This is a genomic window from Aestuariibaculum suncheonense, from assembly GCF_014596935.1.
GTDB lineage: Bacteria > Bacteroidota > Bacteroidia > Flavobacteriales > Flavobacteriaceae > Aestuariibaculum > Aestuariibaculum suncheonense.
Genome location: NZ_JACVXC010000007.1, coordinates 188,528 through 199,738, shown reverse-complemented (window position 1 = coordinate 199,738; position 11,211 = coordinate 188,528). Strand labels below are relative to the sequence as shown.

Annotated in this window: 11 protein-coding genes; 1 reads left to right on the top strand and 10 read right to left on the bottom strand. The window is 36.5% G+C overall.

The genetic code is table 11. From position 1 onward, the window contains the following. Window positions 1–205: 205 nt before the first annotated feature. Together pheS and ICJ84_RS15550 are read right to left on the bottom strand one after the other, a co-directional pair. Complete coding sequence (gene pheS, locus ICJ84_RS15555) at window positions 206–1,225, bottom strand: phenylalanine--tRNA ligase subunit alpha (protein ID WP_188217337.1); 1,020 nt, start codon at window positions 1,223–1,225, stop codon at window positions 206–208. A gap of 128 nt (window positions 1,226–1,353) precedes the next feature. Next, complete coding sequence (locus ICJ84_RS15550; protein WP_188217336.1) at window positions 1,354–1,710, bottom strand: hypothetical protein; 357 nt, start codon at window positions 1,708–1,710, stop codon at window positions 1,354–1,356. A 74-nt stretch (window positions 1,711–1,784) separates the two neighbouring features. Here ICJ84_RS15550 and ICJ84_RS15545 point away from each other — a divergent pair, with 74 nt between their 5' ends. Then, window positions 1,785–2,327 carry a CvpA family protein gene (locus ICJ84_RS15545; protein WP_188217335.1) on the top strand — a complete coding sequence of 181 codons (543 nt, stop codon included), beginning with the start codon at window positions 1,785–1,787 and terminating at the stop codon, window positions 2,325–2,327. 1 nt (window position 2,328) lies between these two features. Here ICJ84_RS15545 and ICJ84_RS15540 read toward each other — a convergent pair whose 3' ends face one another. The 8 genes from ICJ84_RS15540 to ICJ84_RS15505 form a co-directional block, all read right to left on the bottom strand. Continuing rightward, window positions 2,329–2,955 carry a carbonic anhydrase gene (locus ICJ84_RS15540; protein WP_188217334.1) on the bottom strand — a complete coding sequence of 209 codons (627 nt, stop codon included), beginning with the start codon at window positions 2,953–2,955 and terminating at the stop codon, window positions 2,329–2,331. Window positions 2,956–2,993: 38 nt separating this feature from the next. Then, window positions 2,994–3,743 (bottom strand): tetratricopeptide repeat protein, encoded by a 750-nt coding sequence (locus ICJ84_RS15535; RefSeq protein ID WP_188217333.1) that lies wholly within the window; start codon window positions 3,741–3,743, stop codon window positions 2,994–2,996. A gap of 1 nt (window position 3,744) precedes the next feature. Next, the gene (locus ICJ84_RS15530; protein ID WP_188217344.1) at window positions 3,745–5,517 is read right to left on the bottom strand and encodes a BatD family protein; all 1,773 of its coding nucleotides are present in this window, start codon (window positions 5,515–5,517) and stop codon (window positions 3,745–3,747) included. Window positions 5,518–5,599: 82 nt separating this feature from the next. Then, window positions 5,600–6,472: a tetratricopeptide repeat protein gene (locus ICJ84_RS15525; RefSeq protein WP_188217332.1), complete on the bottom strand. Its 873-nt coding sequence runs from the start codon at window positions 6,470–6,472 to the stop codon at window positions 5,600–5,602. A 102-nt stretch (window positions 6,473–6,574) separates the two neighbouring features. Next, complete coding sequence (locus ICJ84_RS15520) at window positions 6,575–7,612, bottom strand: VWA domain-containing protein (RefSeq protein WP_188217331.1); 1,038 nt, start codon at window positions 7,610–7,612, stop codon at window positions 6,575–6,577. Between the two features lie 37 nt (window positions 7,613–7,649). Then, window positions 7,650–8,657, bottom strand: coding sequence for a vWA domain-containing protein (locus ICJ84_RS15515; protein ID WP_188217330.1), 1,008 nt, complete (start codon window positions 8,655–8,657; stop codon window positions 7,650–7,652). Further along, the gene (locus ICJ84_RS15510) at window positions 8,657–10,333 is read right to left on the bottom strand and encodes a BatD family protein (RefSeq protein WP_188217343.1); all 1,677 of its coding nucleotides are present in this window, start codon (window positions 10,331–10,333) and stop codon (window positions 8,657–8,659) included. The genes ICJ84_RS15515 and ICJ84_RS15510 overlap by 1 nt, the downstream gene beginning before the upstream one ends. Window positions 10,334–10,340: 7 nt before the next feature. After that, complete coding sequence (locus tag ICJ84_RS15505) at window positions 10,341–11,207, bottom strand: DUF58 domain-containing protein (RefSeq protein ID WP_188217329.1); 867 nt, start codon at window positions 11,205–11,207, stop codon at window positions 10,341–10,343. Window positions 11,208–11,211: the final 4 nt, after the last annotated feature.

Here is an 11,211-nt window from a genome sequence, read left to right as displayed (position 1 = left end):
ACATGAAGAATATTTTTGAATTTGTTAAATGACGAATGGGTATTGAGTACTCCTGTGGGAGTTTTTAATGCCAAAACTATACTATATATAATGGATACTAATCATAATACTCTTTATTATATAGGCATAGATCCTATATACAATATATGTAATAAAAAAGCCGGTGATTTCTCACCAGCTTAATTCAATATATATTTTCATTTTTTTATAAAGCAGATTTAAACTGCTCTAAGAAACGCACATCGTTTTCACTTAATAAACGAATATCGTTAATCTGATGCAATAGCATCGCGATACGATCGATACCCACACCAAAAGCAAATCCTGAATATTCTTTAGAATCGATATTACAGTTTTCAAGTACATTTGGATCTACCATACCACACCCACCAATTTCTAACCAGCCGGTTCCTTTAGTGATACGATAATCAGATTCGGTTTCTAATCCCCAGTACACATCAATCTCGGCACTTGGCTCGGTAAACGGGAAGTAAGACGGACGTAAACGGATTTTTGATTTTCCGAATAACTGCGTGGTGAAATACTGTAAGGTCTGTTTTAAATCGGCAAAACTAACTTCTTTATCAATATATAATCCTTCAATCTGATGGAAGAAACAGTGTGAACGTGCCGAAATAGCTTCATTTCTGTATACACGCCCCGGTGAAATAGTACGAATAGGTGGTTGATTCTTTTCCATATAACGCACCTGCACCGAACTGGTATGTGTACGCAATAACACATCTGGATTCGTTTGAATGAAAAAAGTATCCTGCATATCACGTGCCGGATGGTATTCCGGCAAGTTTAATGCCGTAAAGTTATGCCAGTCATCTTCTATCTCTGGTCCTTCACTTACATTAAAACCAATATTAGAAAAGATATCAATAATTTGATTCTTTACGATAGATATCGGATGACGTGCTCCTAAATTAACTGGTTCCCCCGGACGCGATAAATCGCCATAAACCCCTTTTACTTCTTCTTTACTCTCTAACTCCTCTTTTAAGGCATTTACTTTTTCTTCAGCAGCTTTCTTTAGGGCGTTAACAGCTTGACCAAACTCTTTCTTCTGTTCGTTTGCTACATTCTTAAACTCTGCAAAATACTGATTTAATAACCCCTTTTTTCCTAAATACTGAATTCTAAAAGCTTCAACTTCTTCTTTAGTTTCCGCTTTAAACGCATCGGCTTCAGCTATAAGTTCTTTTATCTTATCTATCATAACATCCTTAAAATGATGGCAAATTTACTATTTTTTGTTTATTTGCGTTAGCGATTGGAATGGAAATCCTTTTGTTTGCAACAAAAGATTGAAATAGAAAGCGCGCCCCAAAGGGTAACGCCCAAAATCTATTGAATATATTCGGCTTCTAAAAAGTAATTTACAATAGCCTCTTTCATTAACACACTTTGCTCTCCGGCCTTTAAATGGGGTAATTCTGCCTTTACTTTATAGTGCGGCCATTTATCGTCATCGTAAAAATCGAACTCATAATACCCGTAAGGCTCTAAAAGTCGGCAAATCGCAATATGCATTAAATCTAACTTATGGTCTTTTTTAAATTTAAGGTGCGGCTGTCCCAATTCCTGAACACCAATTAAGTAAATAATAGCATCTAAATCTAGAGTATCACCATCGGCAAATTGCTTTGAAAGCTTATCTACCACCAAATCCCATCGTTCTTTTAATTGTTCGTCTCTTGCCATTTTGAAATGTGTTTTGTAGTCTGTATCTACGAAGTCGCAAAGTTAATTTATATTTGTTAAAAATCTGATAGAATATGAGTGTATTAGACATCGTTTTACTGGCCTTACTGTTATTTGGACTAATTAGAGGATTTTCAAAGGGGTTATTTGTTGAAGTAGCCTCGTTAGCTGCCTTAATTGCCGGTGTTTATGGTGCGATTCACTTTAGTGATTATGCAGGAAGTTTTGTTGAAGACAACGTAGACTGGGATGAAAAATACATTAACATTGTAGCATTCGCCATTACTTTTATTATTATTGTTCTAGTAATTGCAATTGCCGGAAAAGCATTAACACGCCTAGCCGACTTTGCGGCTTTAGGAATCGTTAACAAAGTACTTGGTGGTATTTTTGGCGCTTTAAAAATCGGGTTGATTTTAAGCATCGTTCTAATTGTTTTTGATACGATGAACAAAACGCTTCCGTTTGCAAGTGAGGAAAACCTGGAAGACTCCGTGCTTTACGAACCTGTAAAATCTTTGGCGCCTATGATTTTCCCAAGTATTTTAAATAAGAAGAACATTCTTGATGAAGACGGCACTGAGGAAGCACCAACAATGGAGACCCAGACGACTTAGATTAATCTAAGTGATAAATCTCTCTAATTTTTTCGAGAATCGCTTCAAAATCTATTTTTAGATCGATAAGTTCTCCAGTATGTACATCGAACACCCAACCGTGAACTTTTAAACCGCGTTCGCGTACCGCTTTTTGAACCGCTGATGTTTTAATTAAATTCACACATTGCTCCTGAACATTTAGTTCTACCAGTCGTTCGTATTTTTTTTCTTCATCTGTAATGTCATTTAGTTCCTTTTTATGAAGTCGGTATACATCACGAATATTACGTAACCATGGATTTAAAATCCCTAAATCGGCAGATTGCATTGCTGATTTGACTCCACCACATGCGTAATGCCCACAAACCACCACATGATTCACTTTTAAATGCATCACGGCATATTCGATAACCGACATCACATTCAAATCGGTAGCGATAACCATATTAGCTATGTTTCTGTGAACAAAAGCTTCACCTGGGCCTAAACCCATCAATTCTTCAGCTGTTACGCGACTATCTGAACATCCAATAAATAATAAATCAGGATTTTGACCTTCACCTAAACTTTCAAAGTAATCAGGATCAACTTCCAGTTTACTTTCAATCCATTTTCTATTGTTTTCAAAAACTCTATCTAAATTCATATACAACCATTAATGGATTAAAGGTAGTCTAAAAAACGTTATAAGGCTTTAATATCTTCTGCAGACACCCAACCTGATTTTCCATCGGCAAGTTTAATTTTTTTCCAGTCTTCAACTGTATCTAAAATTTGCACTTTGGTACCTTCATGTAGCCTGAACGCTTCCTCACTTCTGTTGTTCGGTTCATTCTTCACCTTACTCTCCTGAACAAATACAATGGCAGGACGATCCTTTTTATCTAAACTAAATTTATGAAAAGCAAAAGACAGACTAATACAAATCAGTCCTAAAGCGATAAAAGCACCAATAAACGCCATGCGTTTTCTTAAGGTAGAATAGGCAAAATAATATGTTAAAAACAATATGACGAAACAAAATACAAAAGCTACAGCCAATTTGGCCCAGCCATCGAAAGTGAATGTATTGGTCACCTTTTTAACGAATTTAGAAAAACCGCCTTCGGGTAATATATCAATCGCATCGATGGTCATGTTTCTGGCGAAACTTAAATTGTTTTGAATATCGGAATCGTTTGGCGACAGCTGTAAAGCCTTTTCATAATAATAAATACTTGGTGCAATATTATTCAATTTATAATTTGCATTTCCTAAATTGAAATACAGCTCTGCCGATTCCATTTTAGTAGCCAAAATGGCTTCATACTTATCAATCGCTTCGGCATACTTACCCTCGTTATATAAGGTATTTGCTTGCTGAAACAGTGCCTGATTTTGTGCAAACACTCCAAAACTTACTAAAACCAAAAGTGTACATAATAACTTTTTCATCTTATCGTGCTTGTTTATCAATTAACGAAATGGTCTTCGCTGCTTTGTCGTAATCTTCCTGCATAGTCACAATATCAATAGGCGTATAGCGTGCCAACTCACAACTTTGTAATATGCCCTTGAAATCGTTAACCACATCTTGTTCTACCTGCTTTTCTGTAAGCAATTCCGTGATATTTTCTTTACTTAACTCACTGGTTTCAATATGCAGTTTCGCTTTTAAATAGTTGTGTAATGCTTTTTCTAAAGCAATATAGAATTCTTCCTCTTTTCCTAGTGATTTCTTAGCGTGCCCCAAATATTTTCTCGCCAGTTTATCGGCCTTACGGATTCTGTTACCATACACATCGGCATCACGAACTGCTTTTTTCTTTCTAATTACAATAGCTAAAGGAATTGCTAAAAATGGCAGTAACAATAAACTCCAGAACAGGTTTGTTTTGAAAAACTTCGATCTTGAAGTGCTTATAAATTCGGTATCGGTTTTTATAAACGCAAACTGATCGTTGTTTAGCATAATAGGCTGCTTAACATTACTTGCTGGTGTATTCGCATTTGAAGCCACATTATTGGTCGGCCCTTCCAACACATCAATGACGATTTCATCAGACGACAAACGTTTATAGCTCTTCGTTTTTAAATCGAAATAGGAAAACGAAATGCTTGGGATCGGGTATTTTCCTTTGTATTGCGGCACCACCGTATAACTGTCGGAAATGCTTCCTTGCATACCGGATAAATTCGTTCTGATATCTTCGTTGTGTTCCGGTTCATAAACTTCCAGTGAACTTGGTAAAGACACTTTTGGCAACTTGAATAACTTTAAATTACCATTACCCTTTACAGCCACTTTAAGCTGAAGCGACTCTGAAGCGCTTAATTCTTTTTTTGAAGCCGTAACATCAAAACTGAAATCACCAACGGCTCCTGTAAAATCGGCCGGTTTGCCAGCTTCCGGTAAGGCTTTTACATTAATGGATCTATTTCCAGCAGACACAGTTCTATTGGTACGCGTCATTAATACGCCTCCAAAAATATCACGTCGGTTGGTTGGTACTCGTAATGCGATATCTAACGTTAAAGGCTCAATGTTTAATTCTCCTGTTTTCTGTGGATACAATACGGTTTTACGCAATACTAAAAAGCGATAATTTTCACCTTTATACGTTCCGTTTTGTACTTTTTGTCCTTGGGTATCGATATTCTGACTCCAGAAATCGTTGAATCTAGGTGTATCGATTTCATTCCAGTTATCTACCGCTACCGTAGGGGATACATAAAGTTTATACACCACCGTAATGGCTTCGTTTAAATACGGATTTTCTTTAGACACCTCTGCTACCAAATGCACACTTTCCGATGCTATGTAATCCGGATTATTCGGGTCTTTAGGAATATCGACGGCTGCTGTGACTTCAACTTTAATAGGTACCGTTTTATACACTTCGCCATCTATGGTAATAGACGCCTGGTTAATAGTAAAATTTCCTCTTTGCTTTGGTGCTAAAAAATAACTGTAGGTTTTCTTATAAGAGCGCACCCCATTAATCCAGGAGTTACTTACCGACTGATTTGGCCCACCAACCACCGTAAAATTTGAAAAATCGGGAGGATTGAAATTATCGCCATCCTGATTCATTTCAAAATCGATACGCAGGCGCTCGTTAACGCCCAAAGTTTGCTTACTAACTTTGGCTTCAAAGGTTACTTGTGCTGTTAGTACACTTGTACATAATACAACTAACAGTAAGGTTATGTGCTTTATCAATTTCATCATAAATACGATATTAGATTTCTTGTTTACCATTTGTTTGCTCTTGAAATTGCAATTCGTAAACCATAAATCGTCTATTCGTTTACCAGTCTTTTTCCGTTTTTATTTTCACGCCTTTAACCTTTTCTGCGTTCATTTTCTCCTGAACTTTTTGCTCTTGGTTATTCATGGCTTCTAATAAATTCTTTATTTGTTGTGGCGACATTTGACCTTTTCTAGGCTGTTGTGGCTGTTCTTTTTCATCACCCTCACCTTGATCTTTTTCATCTTTAGGCTTACCATCGTCACTTTCTTTATCGTCGCCGTCTTTTTTATCCTGATCGCCTTTATCTTGGTTATCTTTATTCTGATCGTCTTTATCGTCGCCCTGATCTTTGTTATCCTTATTCTCCTGATCTTCCTTGTTTTCCTGATTTTTATCTTTCTGTTGATCCTGATTATCTTTGTTATCCTGATCATTTTCGTTTTGATCTTGCTGATCCTGATCTTTTTGTTGCTCGGCACAAATCTTTGCTAAACCCAAATTGTACCGTGTTTCGTCGTCGCTAGGATCGTTTCTTAAAGCATTTTTATACGCTTCAACCGCTTCTTTACACTTTTTGTTTTCCATTAACACATTCCCTATATTATGGAAAGCTTTATGTTTTTCAGATTTAGACGTTGCTGTTTTAGCTGCCTGTTCTAAACGATAAAGGGCTTCATCTGTATTTCCCTTTTTAATATATGAACTTCCTAAATTATAAATACCGGCAACAGACGATGGTTGTTCTGAAACCGCTTTTCTATAGGCCATCTCAGCCGATATAAAATCGTCATCCTGAATTAGATTATTGGCTTCATATACATAAGTATCCGCTTTTTTTTGCGCTAACAAAGCCTGCTTTTGAGCATCGTCATCCTGTGCAAAAACATTGCAAACCAATAATGATAATAAGATTACTATTATATTTTTCATTTTCATAATTTCTAAGATATAAAACCCTATGTTTTTGTTAGTTAAAAATTATATAAAATATTCTTTTAAATTCCTTGAATAAGATTTCCGCTTTCGCGGAAATTAAAGATTTTCGTTAAATAAATTTAATTTCTTTAACCAAGCCGTTTTACGGTCTAATAAGAAAATATCCAATAATAAAAAGAAAATAGCAAAACCTAAAAACCATTGAAACTGGTCTTTAAAATCGGCGAATTGTTTGGTTTCAAATTCCTTTTTATCCATGTTGTTTAAAATGTCACGAATACTTTCTACAACCTCATTGGTATTCCTTCCATTTATGTAAATACCATTCGCTTCGCTGGCTATGGTTTTAAGGGTTTCTTCATTTAATTTGGTAATAACCGTTTCGCCCTGGCTGTCTTTCTTGTAATTTAAAAGTACCCCGTTACGCTTTTCAGGAATCGGGCCACCTTGCACATCTCCTACACCAATTGTAAAAATACGAATGCCTTCTTCGTTGGCTTCTTCGGCCACAGCAGCCGCTTGTTCGCTGTGATCTTCACCATCTGAAATAATGATTAACACACGATTGGTCTGCTCTTCGTCATCAAAATAGGTTGTGGCTAATTTGATTGCTTCATTGATTGCAGTACCCTGCGACGATAACATATCGGTATTCATGCCTTGCAGAAACATTTTAGCCGAAGCATAATCGGTAGTAATAGGTAACTGCGGAAAGGCTTTTCCAGCGTAAGCGATAATACCCACACGGTCGCTCGCTAAATTATTGATGATTTGCGTTACCAGCTGCTTTGCCTTCTCTAAACGATTCGGTGCAATATCTTCGGCCAGCATACTTTTAGACACATCGACAGCGAAAACAATATCAACACCTTCACGCTTTACGGTTTCTAACTTAGAACCTACTTTTGGATTCACCAAAGCAATCGATAAAGAGGCAAACGCCAAACTTAATACAATCACTTTTAAAACCGATTTAAACAATGAGGTATTCGGACTTAAACGCTTTAGGAGTTCTTTATCGGCAAATTTACGCTGTGCCCTGTGTTTCCAAAATTGAAGCACCAAAAAGAATAGGATTATTACCGGAATAACACCTAATACCCAAAACCATATTTTTTCTTCTAATTGATACATATTCTCTCTTTAATTTCCTTGGAGTTGCTTAGTATAATTAAACAAAACTTCTAAAAATAGTGTTACGTAACAGAAATTCCAGCAATAACATTAAGCCTGCTAAAATCACCAGTGGACGGAATTTCTCGTCGTAATTATAATATTTGAATTCTTCTATTTCTGTTTTCTCCAACTTATTAATTTCTTCGTAAATATCTTCAAGCTTTTTATTATCGGTTGCTCGAAAATATTTTCCTCCCGTTACCGATGCGATCTCTTTCAATAAAGCTTCATCGATTTCTACCTGAATTCGCCCATATTGAAAATCGCCGGTTCTTGGATCTATCGCAATTGGTGATAAAGCCATACCATTCGTCCCCAAACCAATCGTATACACTTTAATACCGTATTCTACCGCTAACTCGCTGGCAATTTTGGGATCTATAAATCCGGAATTATTAACCCCATCGGTTAACAAAATGATGACTTTACTCTTTGCTTTACTGTCTTTCAAACGGTTTACCGAAGTGGCTAATCCCATACCAATGGCGGTTCCTCCTTCAATAACCGTGTTATACTTGATGTCTTTTAAAGAACGTAATACAATCGTTTTATCACTGGTAATTGGTGTTTTTGTATAACTTTCTCCAGCGTACTCCACCAATCCGATACGATCGTTCGGTCGTCCTTTAATGAACTCGGCTGCCACATTTTTTAAAGCTTCCAGACGATTAGGACGTAAATCTTTAGCCAACATACTCGCCGAAACGTCAATCGCCATAACAATATCAATTCCTCGGGTTGTTTTTGTTTTCGTCGACACATCGACTGTGCGGGGTCTAGCCAAAGCCGTAATTAACAAACCTAAAGCCAATAATCGTAACACAAAAAGCATATGTTTGAATTTCGGCAATACCGAATTAGTCACTTTAAAGCCTTTTATACTTGATATTTTCAGCTCGGCGGTTTGCTTATGGTGTTTAAACACGTACCAAAGAATGACTAACGGCAATAATAACAGTAACCAGAAAAATTCTTTGTTTAAAAATTCTATCCCTTCAAACATTACTCTTCTGATTTTTTAAGTTCAACTGAATTTAAAATACGCTCTACCATTTGATCGGCATAAGTATCGTTTTGTTTCCAGGTTAAGCTGATTTGCTGGATTACACTTCCTGCTGTAAACCCTAAAATAGCATAGTTAGCTGTTTCATGTCTATCAGTATTTGGAACCGGCATGTCTAAAGTTCCGAATACTTTTAATCCTTCAGCACCATTTGGCGTCGTAAACTTTTCACTTTTAGTAACTATATTTTGTGCTCCAGCTTGTTCTAAAACCTTCAAACTATTATCTAAGGCTTTTTGCAAATCGATTTTATTCTCCTGATCTTGATTCTGACCTAAATTTTTAATCTTAGTAGTCGTTACCACAACATAAAAACGATCTATTAAACTGCCATAAGTAAACTGAGTTAACTCAATTTGTTGTGCAATGTCTTCTGGCAATTCCGGCGTAGTACGTCTTAACACTTTAGGCGTAGAAATCGTTACCGGTGGCACACCATAATCACTGGTTACCCATTCACCTTCTAAAAGTTCTTTAGTCTCATGCCCTATAATGGTATCTTTAACATAACCAAAACCATACTTGATACCAAAACCTACAAAGGTTGCTGTTAATAAAAATACACAAATGGCTACAGTTAATATGATTTTGTTACGTTTCTTTTTACGCTCCTGTTCGGCTCTGTATTGCTCATCCAGAAGTTTTTCCTCCTCACTTGGCTCAGGAAGCGCTTCTTTAACGTGATCGATTTCTACGTCAATGGTGTTACGGTCTAATTTAGCCAACTCAACATCGACAGCAGACTTGGCAAACTTCACCAAATCGGCACGTTTTAAAATGCTTTCCAGATTTCTAATATCATCCTGACTGATATCAATCTGATTCCCCTCTTTCAATAATTTTAAGCGACTGATTAATTCATCTGTAGTACTTTCCAAAGCACGATCGTAAACCTTTTCATCAAGGTACTTTCTAATGATGAAAGTTAACTCAGAATAATAATCTTTAATTTCTTCATTTTCTAAATAATGGCTTTCATCTAACTTTTTCAAAGCCAGTTTCGCACGATCGTAAGGGGGCAATAAGGCAATTTCTTCTTCCTCGGTTAACGGTTTTTTTCTCCAGATAAACCAGTAAATTAAAAACGCAATAACACCGATAATGAGTAAAGCAACCAATACATATTTCCACCAGTTACTTGCTGGTTTTTTAACTTCAATGATAGGTTTTATATCGTAAAGTCCTTGTTTTGTAGTATCAACAACCACATTCCTCACCTCAACTTGTAACGAATCGGTAAAAAAGGTTTTATCACCAACAATAATTTTTTGTCTCGGAATAGTATAAGCCCCTGAATCGAACTGTGTTAAGCCGTATTTTTTAATCAGATTAAATTTATCCTGATTCTTTAAAGTATCGACATCATAAGAATCGATAACCTCTAACGGATTGAAGGTTTGTCCTTCGGGGAAAACAACCAGATTTGTAGAATCGGTTTCCACCGAAACCGTATATGTAATTTGTTGTCCGATTTTTATAGACGTAGAATCGATAGTCGATTTAACCTGCGCACCAGCAACAAACGAAAACAATACAAAAGATACAGAAAACAAGATTGAAATCGGAAGGTTTTGGCCTTTAGATTTTTGATTCATAATGTTCATTTTGTAACTCATATATGCTTTATCCTCTTCGTTTAAAATAGCCCAACATTTTTTTAACATAGCTCTCATCAACACGACAATCTATAGTTCCTGCTCCAGCCTTGTTAAAGCTTTCTTTATAATAGTTTACTTTTTCCTGATAATATTTCGCGTAGTTCAAACGCACTTTTTTAGACGATGTATTTACCAGCATGTATTCGCCGGTTTCTTCATCCTGCATTTGCACAACTCCTAGGTTAGGAATCTCTTCCTCGCGCTTATCGTATATGCGAATTCCGGTCACATCATGCTTACCGGCAACAATTTTCATGGTGTGATTATAATCATCGGCGATGAAATCAGACAACACAAACACAATGGCTTTTTTCTTCATCACATTTTGCATGAATTTTAAAGCTTCAGCGAGATTAGTCTGTTTACTTTCCGGCTCGAACTCGATTAATTCACGAATAATGCGTAACACGTGCGAACGCCCCTTTTTAGGCGGAATATACAATTCGACCTTGTCGGAAAATAATATCAATCCGATTTTATCGTTATTCTGTGTTGCCGAGAAGGCCAAGGTTGCCGCAATTTCGGTGACCACTTCGTTTTTAAACTGCTGATCGGTACCAAATAGCTCAGAACCCGACACATCGACCATAAGCATCATGGTAAGTTCGCGCTCTTCTTCAAACACTTTTACAAAAGGTTCGTTATAACGCGCAGTAACGTTCCAATCGATATTACGGACATCGTCGCCAAAATGATACTGACGAACTTCACTAAACGTCATACCACGACCTTTAAAGGTAGAATGGTATTCTCCTCCGAAGATATGATCAGACAAACGACGTGTCTTAATCTCTATTTTTCGTACTTTTTTTAGTAAATCTTTTGTATCCATTATT

What these genes read in the sequence shown, in the direction of transcription:
- pheS (WP_188217337.1), bottom strand. Translation starts at nt 1,225, where the DNA reads ATGATAGATAAGATAAAAGAACTTATAGCTGAAGCCGATGCGTTTAAA.
- ICJ84_RS15550 (WP_188217336.1), bottom strand. Translation starts at nt 1,710, where the DNA reads ATGGCAAGAGACGAACAATTAAAAGAACGATGGGATTTGGTGGTAGAT.
- ICJ84_RS15545 (WP_188217335.1), top strand. Translation starts at nt 1,785, where the DNA reads ATGAGTGTATTAGACATCGTTTTACTGGCCTTACTGTTATTTGGACTA.
- ICJ84_RS15540 (WP_188217334.1), bottom strand. Translation starts at nt 2,955, where the DNA reads ATGAATTTAGATAGAGTTTTTGAAAACAATAGAAAATGGATTGAAAGT.
- ICJ84_RS15535 (WP_188217333.1), bottom strand. Translation starts at nt 3,743, where the DNA reads ATGAAAAAGTTATTATGTACACTTTTGGTTTTAGTAAGTTTTGGAGTG.
- ICJ84_RS15530 (WP_188217344.1), bottom strand. Translation starts at nt 5,517, where the DNA reads ATGAAATTGATAAAGCACATAACCTTACTGTTAGTTGTATTATGTACA.
- ICJ84_RS15525 (WP_188217332.1), bottom strand. Translation starts at nt 6,472, where the DNA reads ATGAAAAATATAATAGTAATCTTATTATCATTATTGGTTTGCAATGTT.
- ICJ84_RS15520 (WP_188217331.1), bottom strand. Translation starts at nt 7,612, where the DNA reads ATGTATCAATTAGAAGAAAAAATATGGTTTTGGGTATTAGGTGTTATT.
- ICJ84_RS15515 (WP_188217330.1), bottom strand. Translation starts at nt 8,657, where the DNA reads ATGTTTGAAGGGATAGAATTTTTAAACAAAGAATTTTTCTGGTTACTG.
- ICJ84_RS15510 (WP_188217343.1), bottom strand. Translation starts at nt 10,333, where the DNA reads ATGAGTTACAAAATGAACATTATGAATCAAAAATCTAAAGGCCAAAAC.
- ICJ84_RS15505 (WP_188217329.1), bottom strand. Translation starts at nt 11,207, where the DNA reads ATGGATACAAAAGATTTACTAAAAAAAGTACGAAAAATAGAGATTAAG.